Source organism: Paenibacillus sp. NPDC101420 (assembly GCF_050277435.1).
Classification (GTDB): Bacteria; Bacillota; Bacilli; order Paenibacillales; family Paenibacillaceae; genus Paenibacillus_AQ.
Genome location: NZ_JBNNSE010000004.1, coordinates 85,507 through 103,377, shown reverse-complemented (window position 1 = coordinate 103,377; position 17,871 = coordinate 85,507). Strand labels below are relative to the sequence as shown.

12 protein-coding genes and 1 tRNA gene are annotated in these 17,871 nt (G+C 44.0%); 6 read left to right on the top strand and 7 right to left on the bottom strand.

Translation table 11 applies throughout. The features are described 5' to 3' along the window. Positions 1–16 precede the first annotated feature (16 nt). On the top strand, positions 17–1,114 hold the full coding sequence (locus ACQKMP_RS18400; RefSeq protein ID WP_042184106.1) for a polysaccharide deacetylase family protein: 1,098 nt from the start codon (positions 17–19) through the stop codon (positions 1,112–1,114). Between the two features lie 224 nt (positions 1,115–1,338). Further along, positions 1,339–2,313: a MerR family transcriptional regulator gene (locus tag ACQKMP_RS18395; RefSeq protein WP_262495650.1), complete on the top strand. Its 975-nt coding sequence runs from the start codon at positions 1,339–1,341 to the stop codon at positions 2,311–2,313. Here the strand turns inward: ACQKMP_RS18395 and ACQKMP_RS18390 are convergent. After that, a complete protein-coding gene (locus ACQKMP_RS18390; protein ID WP_427470348.1) occupies positions 2,295–3,773 on the bottom strand; it encodes an alpha/beta hydrolase family protein in 1,479 nt (492 codons plus the stop codon). The genes ACQKMP_RS18395 and ACQKMP_RS18390 overlap by 19 nt on opposite strands. A gap of 230 nt (positions 3,774–4,003) precedes the next feature. Beyond that, positions 4,004–5,347, bottom strand: a complete 1,344-nt coding sequence (locus tag ACQKMP_RS18385; RefSeq protein WP_427470667.1) for a PLP-dependent aminotransferase family protein — start codon at positions 5,345–5,347, stop codon at positions 4,004–4,006. Positions 5,348–5,487: 140 nt separating this feature from the next. Here ACQKMP_RS18385 and ACQKMP_RS18380 point away from each other — a divergent pair, with 140 nt between their 5' ends. Continuing rightward, the gene (locus ACQKMP_RS18380; protein WP_042184104.1) at positions 5,488–6,426 is read left to right on the top strand and encodes a DMT family transporter; all 939 of its coding nucleotides are present in this window, start codon (positions 5,488–5,490) and stop codon (positions 6,424–6,426) included. Positions 6,427–6,520: 94 nt separating this feature from the next. Here the strand turns inward: ACQKMP_RS18380 and ACQKMP_RS18375 are convergent, their stop codons facing one another. Continuing rightward, on the bottom strand, positions 6,521–7,183 hold the full coding sequence (locus ACQKMP_RS18375) for a hypothetical protein (protein WP_427470347.1): 663 nt from the start codon (positions 7,181–7,183) through the stop codon (positions 6,521–6,523). Positions 7,184–7,341: 158 nt separating this feature from the next. Between ACQKMP_RS18375 and ACQKMP_RS18370 the strand changes: the two genes are divergently transcribed. The 3 genes from ACQKMP_RS18370 to ACQKMP_RS18360 all read left to right on the top strand — a co-directional run bounded on the left by ACQKMP_RS18370 (position 7,342) and on the right by ACQKMP_RS18360 (position 11,105). Then, positions 7,342–8,082 carry a response regulator transcription factor gene (locus ACQKMP_RS18370; RefSeq protein ID WP_339244313.1) on the top strand — a complete coding sequence of 247 codons (741 nt, stop codon included), beginning with the start codon at positions 7,342–7,344 and terminating at the stop codon, positions 8,080–8,082. Beyond that, positions 8,060–9,427: a HAMP domain-containing sensor histidine kinase gene (locus ACQKMP_RS18365; protein ID WP_339244312.1), complete on the top strand. Its 1,368-nt coding sequence runs from the start codon at positions 8,060–8,062 to the stop codon at positions 9,425–9,427. Before ACQKMP_RS18370 ends, ACQKMP_RS18365 begins: the two co-directional genes overlap by 23 nt. A gap of 337 nt (positions 9,428–9,764) precedes the next feature. After that, positions 9,765–11,105, top strand: coding sequence for an FAD-dependent oxidoreductase (locus tag ACQKMP_RS18360; RefSeq protein WP_427470345.1), 1,341 nt, complete (start codon positions 9,765–9,767; stop codon positions 11,103–11,105). A 54-nt stretch (positions 11,106–11,159) separates the two neighbouring features. Here ACQKMP_RS18360 and ACQKMP_RS18355 read toward each other — a convergent pair whose 3' ends face one another. From ACQKMP_RS18355 to ACQKMP_RS18340, 4 genes are all read right to left on the bottom strand, one after another. Continuing rightward, the gene (locus ACQKMP_RS18355; RefSeq protein WP_042184093.1) at positions 11,160–12,554 is read right to left on the bottom strand and encodes an MATE family efflux transporter; all 1,395 of its coding nucleotides are present in this window, start codon (positions 12,552–12,554) and stop codon (positions 11,160–11,162) included. A gap of 120 nt (positions 12,555–12,674) precedes the next feature. After that, positions 12,675–12,758: transfer RNA gene (locus ACQKMP_RS18350), tRNA-Leu, on the bottom strand. Between the two features lie 138 nt (positions 12,759–12,896). Continuing rightward, positions 12,897–17,201: a bifunctional 2',3'-cyclic-nucleotide 2'-phosphodiesterase/3'-nucleotidase gene (locus ACQKMP_RS18345; protein WP_427470343.1), complete on the bottom strand. Its 4,305-nt coding sequence runs from the start codon at positions 17,199–17,201 to the stop codon at positions 12,897–12,899. A gap of 263 nt (positions 17,202–17,464) precedes the next feature. Beyond that, on the bottom strand, positions 17,465–17,842 hold the full coding sequence (locus ACQKMP_RS18340; RefSeq protein ID WP_042184089.1) for a hypothetical protein: 378 nt from the start codon (positions 17,840–17,842) through the stop codon (positions 17,465–17,467). Positions 17,843–17,871: the final 29 nt, after the last annotated feature.

Here is a 17,871-nt window from a genome sequence, read left to right as displayed (position 1 = left end):
GAGATGAGGCGTCAATATGTCAGCTAAAGCGGTTTGGAAAGGCGATGTGAACCAAGCCATCTGCGCGTTTACATTTGATGATGGGCCTTCCCAGCTTCCGGTTGAATTATGGCTTGATGTTTTGGAGGAGGAAGGTGCTGTCGGCACCTTTTTCTTCACTGGGGAATGGATGGATCGCTATCCAGAGAAGGCGAGATTGATCCTGTCCCGGGGTCATGTGCTTGCTCCGCATACGTATCATCATCGGCGAATGGCCCAAGTACCAAAGGCGGTATTCTTAGAGCAGTTGAAGCTGACTGAGCTGGCCTATCAGGACGCAACGGGTCTCCCTTCTCCCAATTTCATGCGTTTTCCATATTGCTCATTCCGGGAAGAAAATCTCGAGTGGCTGACAGAATGGGGCGATTATCTAGATATTGAAGGCCTTGATTGCGGAGATTGGTCTGGTATTACTGCTGAAGAGATCGTTGCCAGAGTTGAACCTACGCTTGAGAATGGAACCATTGTAGTCATGCATAGTAATGATGTTGCAAAAGGTTCACCGGATGCACTGAGAGCACTTATTCGGATCGCCAAGCAAAGAGGCTTGGAAAGTGTCGGCATACCTGAGATCCTTGGGTCCATTGGCGTAGAAGTAAACCACAGACCCTGGAAAATAGTCGTAGACGTTCCCGCAGAGTTAGATCATCCCTTGGAAAATTGGATCCCTTTAGAAAATAGTAAGCAGCTTGCCGACCTCGCGACCCAGACAACTGAGTGGAACATTCCGCAATATACACTACATTTCACTTCTGAAAAGGAGTGGCTGGAGCATCTGGAGAGTCCACTAGAAGAGGTTGGAGTGACAGAGGATCGCGAGTTGTTTACCATACGGCAATTTGATGGCAGCTATTGGGGATATGTACGCGCCGGTGTCGTAGACAATACCCTTGTATTATTAGATTATGCGGCTAAAGAAGCGCAGGCTGATACCTTGGTATATTTGCTTCGCTGGGCTGCGGATACTTCGATCAGATTGGGCTTAACCCGGATTGAGGCTAGGCTGAATATTCGCAAAATGAGCGAGATGTGCAGACAGTTAGGCTGGCAGTCAGAGATAGTAGAAGATCAATAAGAGACATCATCTATACCGATAAATAGTTGCGGTAAAAAACAGCGCTCCCCCGTTATTGGTGGATCGCTGTTTTGCGTTATGGGAATGGTAAACCTCCCAGCAGTAAACGCCGTAATCCCAGTTTGCCCTACAATCATCCAAATGTAAGCTCTAATTGAAAGTTGTTGTTCCTTTCGGTACAATCAATTCCAACATCGTATGATTCCATCAGAAGGGGTGATTTCTTGCGTAAAGATACCAAAACCATCGGCGAGGTGGCTAAGCTGCTGGGCACAACCATTAAAACCATCCGTTATTATGACGACATTGATCTTTTGAAACCATCGAGTCACAGCGAAGGTGGACATCGGTTATATACTCCCGAAGATATTTCCCGCCTGCGGCTGATCACAACACTGCGTTATTTGGACTTTGGCATTGACGAGATCCGCCAAGTCATCGCTGGAGAGATTCAGCTCAATACAGCACTCAACTGGCAAATCGAAGCACTGGAGACGCAGGTTAATACGCTGACTAATATGATTTCGATTCTGCGCCAAGCCCAAGCGCATGATTCATCAGGCAATTCCATGGATTACATGAATGAGCTGGCTGACTCCTTGTCCATGAATACCGCTAAACGAAACGAGTTCATCTCCAGTAAAATAGAAGAAATGCAACCGTTCAGTCAATTGCCATCCGAATGGCAGAATACTTTTTTATATTTGTTCAATAAATATATTATCAATGAAGTCAAAGTGACAGCTGGGCAAACCGTAGCTTGGAATGAGCTGCAAGCGCTAATGAATGATGCGCAGTACATGGAGGAGCTTGTCCGATTCGAACTGCCCTTCCTCAATATGGTCAGACACCCTCGTGTTCCCGCTGCGTCCTGGATCAGAACGCTGGAGAGTATCCGAGTCCGGGTGGAAGCAGCCCTGCAACACAAATTATCAGCAGACAGCGCTGTTGTACAGGCTATTGTTGAAGATTTTGTGATGCTGTATGCAGATCCAGAGCAGTTCCGCGATAAAGCTGCCTTTTTCCGTCAATATGCTCAATGCATGCACACTGCTCCTACCGAACGGATAGAACGCTTTAATAAACTGTGCTTGCTTCTCAATCCCAAATGGGATGTTATTGTAGAAGGAAATACCTTGCTGATGCAAGGATTACAATGGAAACTCGGGCAGGAGAACTCTCACTCTGCGCCTTGTTGAAGTATGAACTTCGGATGGTCTCCCAGGTTGATGTTCAAATATTGCAAGGACTGCCCTTTTAAATAATGGTCAAAAAAATCAAGCGTGTACTCATTAATCAGCTCATGCGTTCCGCTCACATCCACACCCTCCATCCATTTAAACAACGGGGTGAGCAGATATAGATCGGAGAAGCTCATATGAGTGCTTTTTTTGAATGTCATCCAATAGTTTCCACCTGCGGTTACCGGCTCATAACGGGCAAACAGCTCATTATAGTAGGCTGTAATTTCTTCTCTGTTCGTCCCAAGCGCGGTGATTTCTGCATCAGTGGTTTGGTCTACTCCTTTTAATGTGTCATCGGCACTCATGAGCAGAAAAGGCTTCTTTAGGCCGTCTGTAGGAATCCGCTTTTCACCGTAAAGTACCCCATCCATATCGATGCCTGCTTGTATTCTCTGATCATCCAGCAGCATTTGCACCGTCGCGGCTCCCCCAAAGGAATGCCCGAACATGCCCATATGTTCAAGATCGATCCGGTCAGTAAACAGACCACTAGGGTCGTTCGCAGACAAGGCCTCCATTCGATCAAGCACAAACTTCGCATCTTCTACCCAAACTTCATTACGCCGATCCATAAAAGAATACTTCATTTGCTCATAGCCCATTTTTCCTTCTGAATCAAACTTCACCACAGGCTTATCTGGAAATACCGAAGCCACGCTGCTATAAGCATGTTCAATCCCTACGACAATATAGCCGTGACTTGCCAATTGCTCGACTTGAAACATGTTCTGATTCTTGTAGCCCATAAATCCATGCGAAAATAGAAGCACAGGATATTTAGATTCTGTATCCGCTAATCCGGCATTCGCAATAGCATGGGTGTTGACCAGCTTAAACCCTGAGAATAAAAACTCCGGCAGGTGCAAAAATTCATGCAATCCTTCTATATAGGGAGCAGGATCAGATAAATAGGGCGCCTTTTTTCCAGTAGCCTCCGAACTTGCCGGATACCAGATTTGCACCGCTAATTCGCGGGAATCACCGGATGCTTTCGTAAATTTTTCTTCTCTTGCAGAATCGGTCCAATGGTAGGTAATGGTTCCTATCTTGTAAGGACCTGTGGGCTCCGCAAAAGAAAATACAGGGAATAGGAGCGGCAGCGCAATGGACACAGCAGCATAAACCACTCCAACTCCTCCAATAATTAGTGTCTTCCAGCGCTGTCGCGACTTTCTTTCTATCCTTGCTGTGGATCGTAAGAAAGGTATTACCCCTCCTACAATCGCCCATAGTGTGACCAGATACATTGGGATCATCGGCCACCGCAATCCTTCCACGAAAGCGTGGACAAGCAGTAAAACAGCAGAAATTCCGCCGCCTATCAGCCACCCGCGTTGTGATTTAGGGCGTCCTAGCATTAACCCACCCAACATCAATACATTAAATAAGACAAGCATGATCTCAATCCATCTCATAATCTATAATCCTCCTTGGATTTCTCTTCTGGCCGCCGACCTGAACCAAGTATAAAACCTCCTGTTAGAGGAGAATCAAACACCTATTTAATTCACTGAATGGAGGATAGAGAAAAACTATGGGTTACGAGAAATGAGGATTGGGGCATAATTGAGGGGAAGATAACAGCTTGGAGGTCGCCTCTCAACTGATGGATCTTATTAAGATAGAACATTCATAAGATGCTACTTCAGCGTATTTCTCGAATCACCTGTGCAATGCCAGAAGAAATATCAGGCTCTTTTACACTAGATACATTGAGCTTTAGAATTCTCTCTTTTTTCGCAAAATAGGGAAGGTAACCGCTATCCGCCATCTCCACTCGAATGAACTTTTTTTGCAGCCGTTTGATCATCTGCTCTGTTCTAAAGTTATCCTCCAATTTCAGATACGTATGCACGCCCAGCTGACTGGCAGGAACATAGGAATAATGCTGTTCAGACGCTGCATTTGCCTCCCTCATAATCGAATCATGGAGGAGCATGGACCTTTTTCCGTAGCAGGAACGCATCTTTTTTCGGTGGCGCTCGAACATTCCACTTTTTAAATACAACTCCAAGGCAGCTTGAGACAGCATAGAACTATCTATATCCATCAGTCTTTTGAATCGGTTAAAGGACTCACAGAGCACCTCAGGAAGTACAGCCACACCAACGCGCAGACCTGGGAATATAATCTTGGAGAAGCTTTTTAAATAGATAACGTGTGATGTATTGTCATAGGAATAAATCGGATCTTGCTTCGTATCCTGCTCCAGATCTGCCATGTAGTCATCCTCAACGATATACACATCGTATTTAGCTGCAAGCTGGGCGATCGCCTTCTTCTGGTTGCGGGTATAGGAAACGCCAAGCGGATTATGAAACCGTGGAACGGTATAGAAGAACTTGAACTGGCCCGTCTTAAATAACCGCTCTAATTCATTCAAGTCCACCCCGTCATCCGAACGCTGTATCCCCTCTGTCTCGATGTCGTACGTCTTCAAATACTCCATAAACAGTGGGTAACTCGGCTGTTCAATCAACACACGCTCCCTGCTATTTGGAAAAGGAATACGGGTTAAGAGTCCAAGTGCTTGCTGCACACCAGAGGTGATAAAAATCTGTTTGGAATCAGCAAATACCTGATAAGAGGCCAGTTGCCGCTGCATTTCACGGATCAGAGACGGCAGCCCTTGCGGCGTTCCATAGATAAACAAATCCTTACGGTACATATCGATCGCCTTATTAATACAATGTTGAAAATCTAGATACGGAAAAATATCCGGGTCCGGTGCAGATGCTGTAAAATCAATCCAGTGCGCCCCCTCTTCTTTTTGTTCCCCACTGCGTTTCATGACATAATATCCACTCTTTGACGCGGCATAGATTAGATGTTTGTCCTGAAGGTCTTGGAGTGCTCGAATAACCGTGCTCTTATTGCAGTCATAACGTAGCGCTAGCTCTCGAATAGAAGGTAACTTGTCGCCCTCACGATATGTATCTTCAGCGATTTGTAATTCCAGATCGTTGATTAACTCCGAATACTTATATATGCCCTTCACCTACCTCCGAGTCTATTTTGTACCGGTACAGATGAACAATAATTACATTGTAGCACAGCTGTTCTAGCCTTAGAATAAAGAGCATAACAGGACCGGTCCTAAATGCGCGCAACACTTTGGAGGTCTTATAGATGAATACATCTTCTACTCAAAAAGCGATAGTAGCTGCTGTCTTGAATGCTATTATTGTCGGGTTTTCTTTTATATTTGTAAAAATGGCTTTAACCGTCTCGGACCCATTCGATACGTTAGCTCACCGCTTCACGTTATCTTTCCTTGCCGCTTCATTATTTACTTTTCCAGGATGGGGGCGGGTGAAGTTTGGTATTTCCAAGGCAGCAGTGGTAATCCCACTTGCTCTACTATACCCATCGTTGTACTTTACACTTCAAGCCTTTGGACTTCTGCATACAACATCTGCTGTAGCGGGCATTATTCAGGCGACCATGCCCATCTTCACCATCATTTTAGCAGCGATGTTCTTGAAAGAAACTACGAGCGGTTTCCAGAAGATCTCCACCTTAATCTCGGTTGCAGGCATCATTCTTATCTTTGCCATTCCGGGCGTGAGTATTTCTTCCTCCAGTCTGTGGGGCGTCTTACTCATCCTTATCTCAGCGCTATCCCTTGCCGGCTATAATGTTGCGGCCCGAAAGCTGACACGAACTTGGAGTCCTAAAGAGCTCACTTATATGATTACTTTATTTGGATTTATATTTTTTAATGGATTGTCGATCATTAAACATGGATCGGCAGGAACCTTGAATCAATATTTCACACCTTTTCAGGAGCCAAAATTCATATTCTCCATGATTTATCTCGGTGTGCTATCTTCCCTCGTGACCTCCTTCCTCTCCAACTATGCTTTATCCCGAATGGAGGCTTCACGCGTGAGTATCTTCGGCAGTCTTTCGACGGTTGTCTCTATTCTTGGCGGTGTACTCCTGCTGAATGAACAGCTGGAATGGTATCATTGGACCGGCACGGTGATGATCATTGCCGGGGTGATCGGAGTGAATTGGCGGAAAAGGGCAAGGGTTCAAGCAAAAAGCGAAATTGGGTTGGACTAGATACATTTACGTAACAAAAAGACACCCCTCGAGGTGTCTTTTTGCTTTTACCTTTTCATTCTCTCTATTCTGTATCAAGCTGCGGTTATCACTGTTACTTCGACGTTTCTAACGCGTTGATTTTCTCTTTATATTGATCCAATAGTTTAGTTAAAGCTTCCTTAATCACAGTGGAATCTTTGGTTTTAGCCGCGCTATTCAGATCCTCTTGGGCTTTGAAGAAGGCTTTATCAGCCTCACTAAGTTCTTGAATTGAAATCGTAGCTCCAGTCGCTTCTACAGCCGCAATTGCCGCTACACCTTTAATTGAAGTAGAGACAACACTCTCCATCTTCTGAGCTTCAGGTAATTGGATATCAACGCTGCGACCCGCTTCAATGTAACTCACGGGCAGAGCTTCAGCTGATCCAATCTCTTTCGATAATTTAACTCCCTCCGCCTGCTCAGAAGGTACAAGCTCAGAAACTGCGGTAATACTAAATCCAGCAGCCTTATAATATTGATCCAAAGTCTTCTTCCAGTCTTCCAGAGTATTAGGTGCGTATGTTTTAGCCAGTTCCAGGGGATCTACCCAATCAAAGCTTATTAAGCTTGCAGAAAGTGATCCACTATTTGCTGGAGTAACCACGGCTGCTGCTGTTGTCTTCGCACTTTGATCGTTTGCTCCACTAGCTGCGTTCACTGCAGTCGGTGCGGCAACTGCGGACACTAGTAGGGCGGACAACGCTAACTTTTTAAATATCATCTGTTGATTCATAAATACAACACTCCTCGTCGATTTGAATGATCTTACAAGTCCAAGCTTACAAAATGGGTGTGGCATAACATTGGTTAATTTGTGGAAAAACGATGGCAGACCCCTATACCCACCTATGGATTGATATAATTGCAGAAGAATACTCTGGAGGTAACGAAATGAATACCAACTATCTCATTGCCGTAGTAGACGATGATCAGCATATACGTAATCTTGTAGAAGCCTATTTACAAAAAGAAAATTACCGCACGATCGGCCTTGGCAGCGCTGAGGAAGCATGGACCTTATGGCAGACAAGCCCACCGGATATGTGGGTGCTCGACGTAATGTTGCCTGGCATGGACGGGTACGAGTTTTGTCGGCGGATTCGCAATGAAGCCGAGGTACCGATTATTATGATCTCCGCAAGAGATAATGAAGTGGATAAAATATTAGGCTTAGAGCTTGGCAGTGATGATTATCTGGTCAAGCCATTTAGCCCCCGGGAGCTAGTTGCTCGCATTAAACGCCAGTTACAACGCTGGTATAAAATGAGTAATCCCGTGGAACCCGCAATTAGCACCCCACACCCATCGACGCAAATTGAAGTTAGCCACCTACAGTTATTATTGGAGGAAAGACGTGTGTTCTGGCACGGAAATGAAATTGAACTTACCAGCAAAGAATTCACCCTTCTAAAAGTTTTTGCAGCTTCTCCAAACCGCGCATTTACAAGAGATGAGCTGTTAACCTATGTTTGGGGAGATGACTATTTCGGGAGCGACCGCGCCGTGGACCATTTAATTAAACGAATGCGGAAAAAACTAGACCTGCTGCCGATTGAAGCCGTTTGGGGACATGGCTATCGTATGCGAATTGAGGAGGGAATGGAGATCAATGAAGCTAGCACATCAGATTAATATAGCCTTTAGCATCGTATTGGTACTGCTCCTGTCTATTACCGCTGTCGTGATCCACTTTGTACTGCTCAATCATTTTGTCGGTACACAAAAGGCAGAATTGCGAACCATTAGCTCTGCCATGTCAGCCACTATGATTGAGGGAAGCACGTACAAGGGCGACATGGGGACTGAACTCCATGCGTTACCCGTGATCATGCCTTCTACTGTTGGTACTGCAGGCGTCGAGGCCATTCTTAGCGATGAGACAGGAAAAGTATTGTCCACCTCATCGAACATGAGTTCAATCGCGGTAAACTCCAATACGCAGTTTGTCGCAGGTCAAACCTCGGATCTCCAGAACATATGGAATGGAACAGATGCAAGATATATAACGGAAGTGAAGTCCACCCCGATAGGCACGCTAACTCTGCTTACACCTATGAGCGCAGTTACAACGATTGAACAAGCTCTGCTCAAAAGACTTCTAATCGTTTTCGGTGCAGCAGGGGCATTCATGCTCCTATTTGGCCTGTTTATCACGAAAAAGCTAATCCAACCTCTAATGAAGCTGCAGCAAGAGCTGAAAAAGGTAAAGGAACGCCACTTTTCGGATGTTAAGCTAATCAAAGCTGGCGGAGAGATTGGCGCTGTCGCTAAGTCGGTATATGACATGGCTGGCGAATTGAATCGTTTTAACCACGTACAGAAGCAATTTTTCCAGAATGCCTCACACGAATTAAAGACCCCACTAATGTCTATCTCTGGGTATGCTGAAGGGATTAAGGATGGTATCTTCGAGGGGGAAGGGATCGATAAAGGTCTGGATATTATTATGAGTGAGAGTAGTCGTCTGAAGAAGCTCGTTACTGAAATGACCCTGCTTGCGAAGCTGGATAGTGAGGAGGATATATTTAGAACTAGCGAGCTTTCTCTGGACGATTTAGTCGTAGAAACAATTGAACGCATGAACCCCCTTTTGATGAAAAAGGGACTGACCCTACATGTATCCTACGATGACTGCGAGCCGCTTACGATCCGGGCCGATAGAGATAAGCTATTGCAGGCGCTGCTTAATGTAGTTTCCAATGCAACTCGTTATGCTAACCAGCATATCTATATTCATGCTTCGGTTAAAGATGATCAGGTTCTGCTCTCCGTTAGTGATGATGGCCCTGGCATATCAGAAGATCTGCTTCCATACCTGTTCCACCGATTTGTAAAAGGAAAAGATGGCGAATCAGGGCTAGGACTAGCCATATCCCGTGCGATCGTTGAGCGCTCAGGAGGTCTGATTTCGGCAGGGAACCGTAAGGATGGCGGTGCAGTGATCACCATGGGATTCCCTACACTCTCCCCTACCTAGACAGTTTCATGTCGAGCGGAACACCAAAAAGCGATCCTCCTGAGTACCTCGAACTCAGTTCTTTCATTGTTAAAGAAGGCGGCAATGCACATGCATCTAGAATGAGTTCGATCGAAGAAATGACATAGTAAGATTCCGACTATATTACGGGTCAAACAATCATGATCGATGGCAGATCGATATTTACCATCAAGAGACTCCATTTAGAGGAGATCTCTTTTTCGTCTTCAAATCTCTTTATCGTTCGTTTAATGGCCTTCGGATTTAGGGTAATAATAAAGCAACATGCTATTTAATGCATAATTTAAAACACCCTGTGTGACCCGGAGGTATTAAAATGAACAAGTTCGACGCTATTATTATTGGTTTCGGTAAAGGCGGAAAGACCCTTGCCACAGAACTAGCTAATCGAAAATGGAAAGTAGCCGTGATTGAACGCTCTAAGAAAATGTACGGTGGAACTTGCATTAACATCGCCTGTATCCCTACGAAATCCTTAGCTTATCAAGCCCATCAAGGGGAAGATTATATAGAAGCGGTCCATAATAAGGATCAGCTTATTTCAAGTCTACGCCAAAAAAATTACGATAATCTAAATCAGAACGAGAATATAGAAGTTATCAATGGTGAAGCTTCCTTCTTATCGGATCACGAAGTCCAAGTAAAGGATGCCGGTGAGACGAAAATCTTGACCGCCGATAAAATCTTCATTAATACGGGCGCTGAAACCATCATTCCTACTATTGATGGGATACAAGATAGTAAGTTCGTATATACCAGCACATCCATTATGGATCTTAAGGAGCTCCCAACTAAACTAGCCATCATTGGTGGTGGTTATATTGGATTGGAATTCGCGTCGATCTACAGTCAATTCGGCTCACAGGTTACGGTGCTGGAGAGTTCCTCGAAATTCATTCCTAAAGAAGACCGCGATGTCGCGGACGCCATCCTCCAAACCTTTACCAAGAAGAACATTGAGGTCAAACTGAATGCAAAGGTTATAGGACTGAAGGATGTTAAAGATGGAGCAGTTATCTCCTTTTCGATAGATGGTGCTATTCAAGAATTGAAAGTCGATGCTGTTCTGGTTGCGACAGGTAGAAAACCAAACATTGAGGGATTAAATTTAGAAGCAGCCGGTGTAGAAGTTACAGATCGGGGCGCTATTAAGGTGGACCCTTCCCTAAAAACCACCGTTCCCCATATATGGGCCCTCGGAGATGTCAAAGGTGGATTACAGTTTACCTACATCTCATTAGATGATTATAGAATTGTAAGAAATGATCTCTTCGGCGATCATTCCCATACCACAAATGACCGTGACGTTGTTCCATACAGTGTATTTATTGATCCCCCACTATCCAGAGTAGGAATAAGTGAAGAAGCAGCCGTCGAACAAGGACTTGAAATTAAAGTCGCTAAGTTGCCTGCAGCAGCTATTCCACGTGCTCGCTTAATTAACGAAACCGAGGGCTTCCTAAAAGCAATTGTGGATGCAAAAACCAATAAAATCCTAGGAGCTACAATGTTCTGTGCGGAATCTAGCGAAGTGATTAATATCGTGAGCATGGCAATACAAACAGGGCAAGTTTTTACCTTTTTGAGAGATCATATCTTTACTCACCCTACAATGAGTGAAGCTTTGAATGATTTGTTCTCACAGATCAAAGAATAATACTACATGCATGGCAAACAAAAAGACACCCACATGGGGTGTCTTTTACTTTTACTATATAACACGATGCTGAACCCACTTCTTACCCATGAAGCGCCGTAGAAATATGAATCCTCTAATTCCCCACTCACAGTTCATAGCTAACCAAACCCCAAGTAGACCGAAATCAAGAACAATACCTAAGATGTATCCGAGTACTACACGGAACAACCACATACTTAACATAGACACCATGGATGTGAACTTGGAATCACCCGCCGCTCTAAGCGCTGACGGTGTTATGAAGCTAACAGACCACAGCGGTATTTGTACGATTGTATTGATAAGTACAATTATGAAAATATCCCTCACAATCTCCGCAGGTGGATGAAACATCGACACTAGCGGATGGAAGAAAGGCATAACTAACAATCCCATCACCACAAAGGAAAGGGAAGATGCTACGAGAAACGATTTAATAAATTTCCGAGCATCCTTAACATTATTGCTTCCCATACATTGTCCGACCACTGTAATAATCGTCAAAGACAACGCATTACCCGGAATTTGCATAATCCCCGCAAAGGAAGAGGCGATAGCATTTGTAGCAAGCGCGTAAGTACCGAGACTGACGATAAAGACTTGCGTCAGAATCTTACCACCATTAAAGAACATCTGCTCCGCCGCAAACGGCATACCGATGAACATTATTTTTTTGAGCATGGAGAATTGAACCACCAGTAAGTCACGAATTCGAATATGCAGTTCATTGTCCATCCGGAACAGATAATACAGAGCGCATATCGCGCCCAAATATCGAGCTATATTTATAGAAATGGTCATTCCTAGAACGCCCATATGCAAAAGGTTAATAAATACGAGATTCAAGAGGACGTAAACTAAATTCATAATGAGCGATAGCGCAAGCGAGGCTCTCGTCCTTCCGATTCCCCGAAGAGCACCACACACTGCCTCTACCACAGCTATTCCAAGATAGGAGATACAGCTTCCAATCAAATAGATTCGGGCGTTGTGCATTACCTCGGGTGAAGCTGCTCCAAATAGTAAGTTCAACAGCGGATTATGAAAAAGAATACCAAACATACCAATAACAAAAGCCATAAGGGAAACTGATGAAGTCGCGCCTGCGGTAGCTTTTGATACCATAAGACTATTACCGCTTCCTTTATACTGCGCTACGACAACCGTACCACCTGTTGATACCGCGATAAACACACTAATGAGAAAAAGATTAAGGGAATCAATCATGTTCACCGCACTGATAGCCGCCACACCAGACGAACTGATCATAGCCGTATTCACTAGATTTAGCCCCACTATAAAGGCTTGATCTACCAGAATAGGGATAAATAAAGCAATCATATGGCGATAATCTAACGATTCTCCTGAAAAATATTTTTCAAGAAACCTCACACTTCGCTTCGTATTGACATTTACATTAGGTTCCATCTTCGCTTCACTTCTTTTACATTAGAGTTATCCAAATCTGAAATATCCTTATAAATAGAAAAAGGCTCTTCAGGTTGAAGAGCAATTCAAAAGTACAGCTAATTTATAAGCACTTAGGTATGCGGTCGAGAGGACTCGAACCTCCACGGGGATTAACCCACACGGACCTGAACCGTGCGCGTCTGCCAATTCCGCCACGACCGCACAAAATATAAAAGAATCATGCAGTGCAGAACTAAATTATCATATATTAGCGCAAAGGGCAATACCTAATGTAAAAAGAAAAAGTGTACCGAGTCCCTATTAGGGATCATCGATACACTTTTTAGAAGAACTATCGGATTATGAAGCTTGTTCAAGCATACGGTAGATAATGACTGCCGCTTGAGCGCGGTTAGCTATGCCCTTAGGTGCAAATTTACCACCCTCAACACCGTTAACAATCCCCAATTGGGTCAGTTGTGCTATAGCGTCCTGTGCGTAAGGAGCAATACTGGACTTGTCTGCAAACTTGCCCAGCGCTGCATTCTTATCAATCGGCTGTAGTTTATCTTTCAATGCATTAGCAATCATAATAGCCATTTCTTCACGAGTCACTTCACGACCCGGTTCAAATTTACCATTTCCAGAGCCTTTTACAAGTCCGGCCTTGACCGCAAGGGCGATAGAATCCGTGTACCAAACTCCTTGCTTAACATCGCTGAATGAACTGGTTGTTGCCGAACCCGTCAGATTCAGTGCGCGTACCAGCATAGTAATAAACTCTGCTCTAGTCACTGTTTTAGTTGGCGCAAAAGTATTTGCATCCAATCCTTTTATAATGCCCTTAGCAGCCAATGCTTGAATAGCTTCTTGCGCCCAAGCTACCTTACCCAGATCTTTGAAGCTTGCTGCTGGAGCAGTAGTTGGCGCTGGCGCTGGTGTTGCTGTTGGTGCTGGTGTTGCTGTTGGTTTCACGGTTGGAGTAGGTGTTGGAGTTACAACATTAGAACCTCCATCGCCATTGCCTGATCCCGTATCATCAGCCTTCTCTTTGTTAGTAATACGACCTTCAATTGCCGCCTTGATCTCTTTGCGATCAAACGTCTTCACAATGTAATCGTAGAATACGTCCAAATCAATCGGACCAGCCAGAGAATCACTCGCTTCAGTCAGAACCTTGTAGTTATCTCCACCCGCAGCCATAAAGTTATTCACTACTGCCGTATATTTCTGCATAGGATCAATTGGTGTTCCATTAGTCAAAGTAAGATTCGCAACACGATCCTTTACTGGAAGATACATATTCGCTGTATATTTCAGTCCGGAAATTTGTAACGTCTTGATATCTGGTTTTCCGTCAGCTGTCACATTCCATTGCTGCTGAAGTAATGTTTTGATCTGTGCTCCAGTTAGCGTCAGCTTCACTAGTGTATTACCGAATGGCTGGATTTTAGCGAGATCGCCAAAGGTTACAGGGCCTTTCGGAAGATCTGCACGGATACCACCTGGATTCATAAAGGCAAAATCAGCAGCACCTGCTTTGTCATCGAAGTCAGCAGTACGCATAGCGTCAGCGATCAAATTACCAAGTGCGCTTTCTTTGGTGTAAGCATCGGTACGAGTGATAGTTCCGTCTGTTGTACCCACTGGTTGGGTAAGTTCAGGATGCTTCTCAAGGTAAGCATTTACCAGTGCCACACTTTCCGGATCTGGTGTTACACCATCGTGATTGGTGTACGTTACTACAGCAGACTTGTCCTTCACATCACCCGTTTTAGGATCAATGGTCAGCTTAATATCTTCAAATGCCATACCGTAAGAATACGCTTGTACAATCAGCTTACCGTTTACAGTTCCGTTTGCCAGACCATGGTTGTCACCAGCAACGATAACATCAACCGGAGAATCAGCAGGAAGTGCTCTGGCCAGATCAGCAGCTTCACCTGTAGTAACTCCATTTTTAGTAGTGGCAGGATCATGTGCAAGCACAACAATCGTCTCTACGCCCTCAGATTGGAGCTCCTTCGCATATTTTTCAACAGCCGCTACTTCCTCATCAGGTGTGAGGAAATATACACCTTCTGTGCCGGAAGGTGAAACTTTGCTTGGTGTAGCCTTCGTCACAAGTCCAATAAAGCCGATCTTTACACCACCCACTTCTTTGATTACATAAGGTTTAATAATCGGTTCGCGGGTGTCGGCTTTCACCGCGTTTGCATTGACATAGTCAAAATTTGTACCCTTGTGTATAACATTACTGTCCTTAGGGTCTTTTCCGCCGTTCAATTGTGTCATTAATGCATCGACACCTTGGTCAAATTCATGGTTCCCCAATGATCCAACATCAAATCTCATCATGTTCATCCACTCAATCGTTGGCTCATCACGCTCAAGTGAAGATACTGGAGCTGACGCACCAACAGAATCCCCATTATGAAAGAGCAAGGAGTTGTCATATTTAGCCTGTGCTTCATTCAGATAAGTTGCAAGAATTGCAGCTGTTCCCACATTTTTGTCATTCACAACAGAAACTGTATCCAGTTGTCCGTGGAAATCATTGATTCCGAGTAGGTGAACTTCAACATCCTTAGCTGGGAGAGCAAGCTTATAAATACTAAACCCCTTAATATCTTTTTCGCCAGTGTCTTCAATGTTGGCTGGCATAGTAACTTTTGCCGCTTCTGGTGATGAAGTAAAGGTGATATTCACATCTTTTAAAATAGGTGCCAATGACCAGTTACCATCCGCAGAAGGATCAATGGTACCTACTTCTCTGATGTAGTCCATAAGGATCTGACGATTCTCATCCTGAGAATCGACTAGAATCTCTGAACCTTTCACACCCGGAAAGTTCCCTCCACCACTTGCGCGGTAGTTGTTAGTCACAACAATGAAATCTTGGTTCGGATCCAAAGTTTTACCTTTATAAGTAATTTGCTTCACACGACTCGATAAGGCATCATTAATCTCACCAGAAGGAGTGTATTTTGCAGCTTTGGTTACATCAATTGTGTACTTAATGCCATCAATAACATCGAAGTTATATACAGCAAATTTGTCATTAAGCAGGCTTTGTGGTGCTGCACTCTCCACTTTGATGGTATTAAACGCACCCGCACTCATTTCAACCCATTCCTTAACAACAGACCCTTTAACTTTAATAGCTTTCAGCGTGTTGTCATACAGATACAAGTCACTTGCACTGCGAATCGTCAGTGGACCTTTCTCAATACTCGTGTACTCCGAAGGGCCGTTACGTCCAGCCTTGAAAGGAGCACCTACGCTAAGAATCGGAAGATTTTTATACTGTGGAAGGTTAGTGTTAATATACTTCTCCACATACCACTTTTGGGCATTGGTAACGATTTGCACTGTAGGATCGTCCTGAACCATTGCAAAATAACTATTCATCGAAGCAGTAGTAACGCCTAGCTCTTGACCTGTGTAGTCAATAGTTGCCTGGTGGTCTGCTGCAACAGCAGCATCTATAGCAGGATCTGGTTTTGTATCGGCTATGGAACGGGTCGAGGCTTTAGAGTTTTCTTTGTCGACTTTCCATTTGCCGTTCTCCTTCACTAGGTTAAGATCAATCAGCCCCAGATAACCTCCACCATAACCTGCTTGCACAGCTGGAGTACTATTAATGTGGCCGTAGACATTATCAACAACAGATTGAGCGCTATTATACGGCAGTCCCGTTAGTGGGTCCTTGAAAGAAGCATCGAGGGATTTATTATCACTTGTCGGGAACACTTTGTGGGTGTGTGAGAAGGTAATCGCATCGATGCCGTCAACTTTACTTAAAAGATTAATAGCATTTTCTGCATCAGTACCTGCAACTGCAGTTGCATCGAAGCCGGTATGTGCCATTGCTACGATTACATCGACATTCTCACTCTTCAGGATAGGAACAAATTTCGCTGCAGTTTCTGCAATGTCCTTGACGATGACATGACCTTCCAGATTAACCTTGTCCCATTCCATAATCTGAGGGGTTACAAGGCCAAGCACGCCGACCCTAATTTTCTGAGGTTGGTTATCGCTATCCATAATAGTCTTGTCGATAATGACATAAGGTTCAAAAGCATTTACGTCATTGTCTGGGTTACCATCTTTATCATCAATATATATATTGGCATTTACATAGGGGAAGTCGGCACCACTCAATGGATTATTAGCACTGCCCTTAATAGTACGTTTCAAGAAATCCAGCCCATAGTTGAATTCATGATTACCAAAAGTCGCAACATCATATTCCATAATATTCATAGCCGCAATCATAGGGTGTAGCTTGGTCTTTGATTCCATAAGGTTACTTTCGTTCGCAATGTAAGTCCCCAATGGTGTACCTTGAATCAGATCCCCGTTGTCGAGCAGAAGATTATTAAGAGGATATTCGCTTCTAGCATAAGTAACCAACGTAGCTGTCCGATCGAGTCCTACAGTTGTAGAGGCTGCATTCTTAAAATAGTCCCAGCCGTAGACATTGGTGTGTACGTCCGTGGTGCTCATCAACCGGAGTTTGGCTGTGGCATCGGATGCGGCTTCGGCTTTATCCGGACTCCAAACCGTACCCAAAACGACTCCACCTAGTACCTGTGCTGAAAGCACTGCAGTTGCTAGTACAGAAGCGAGAGGCTTGTTCCATCGTGTCTTCCATCCCATAAAGATTTATTCCCCCTAGTAGTTTTTACATAATTTCGGTGATATTATATCACACAAACATGACGAAAAAGTATAGGATTGTAAAATTAATATATATTCGTGTCAAATATATTAACGTGTGAAGAAAGACCTAGGTCACATTGTTATTTTATTAGATCAAGAGTCTCTAGACATATAAAAAAACACACCTTATATAGGTGCGTCCCAAGAAAGCGCATACATAAAATCAAAACACGTCGAATCTTTATCTGATAATAACTCTCTCAAGACCCACTCATGATGGCAGTAAACCCAAAACAAATTGCCGTGATTAAAGACAAAGGTGTCATCACAAGTCTTTCTTTTCTACTCTTCGATAATATATTCATTACGGTATTGAGAATTAGATAGACTGTAAAAAAGTAACATACGCCTCTATCAAAAGGTAATCCAATAGAAATCACGTTGCCTGCCTGCAACAAGTACAAGATTGCAATCAGTTGTATAACAACTGAGATCGCACACGCAATCCTCATCTGTAAGGGCATGATTCTATGTTTGCCACCCATTGCAAATTCACCATAAGGTAATCCTAAAGACAGTAATATGTAAAGAATCGCCGCTCCCGCAAAAGTAATACTCCCAATCCATGCAGATAACATCCTTCCACCCCCTTCACTAATTGGTATTC

Bases quoted from the DNA above. Each gene is read 5' to 3' on its own strand.
- ACQKMP_RS18400 (WP_042184106.1), top strand. From the start codon at position 17: ATGTCAGCTAAAGCGGTTTGGAAAGGCGATGTGAACCAAGCCATCTGC.
- ACQKMP_RS18390 (WP_427470348.1), bottom strand. From the start codon at position 3,773: ATGAGATGGATTGAGATCATGCTTGTCTTATTTAATGTATTGATGTTG.
- ACQKMP_RS18380 (WP_042184104.1), top strand. From the start codon at position 5,488: ATGAATACATCTTCTACTCAAAAAGCGATAGTAGCTGCTGTCTTGAAT.
- ACQKMP_RS18375 (WP_427470347.1), bottom strand. From the start codon at position 7,183: ATGAATCAACAGATGATATTTAAAAAGTTAGCGTTGTCCGCCCTACTA.
- ACQKMP_RS18370 (WP_339244313.1), top strand. From the start codon at position 7,342: ATGAATACCAACTATCTCATTGCCGTAGTAGACGATGATCAGCATATA.
- ACQKMP_RS18365 (WP_339244312.1), top strand. From the start codon at position 8,060: ATGAAGCTAGCACATCAGATTAATATAGCCTTTAGCATCGTATTGGTA.
- ACQKMP_RS18360 (WP_427470345.1), top strand. From the start codon at position 9,765: ATGAACAAGTTCGACGCTATTATTATTGGTTTCGGTAAAGGCGGAAAG.
- ACQKMP_RS18355 (WP_042184093.1), bottom strand. From the start codon at position 12,554: ATGGAACCTAATGTAAATGTCAATACGAAGCGAAGTGTGAGGTTTCTT.
- ACQKMP_RS18345 (WP_427470343.1), bottom strand. From the start codon at position 17,201: ATGGGATGGAAGACACGATGGAACAAGCCTCTCGCTTCTGTACTAGCA.
- ACQKMP_RS18340 (WP_042184089.1), bottom strand. From the start codon at position 17,842: ATGTTATCTGCATGGATTGGGAGTATTACTTTTGCGGGAGCGGCGATT.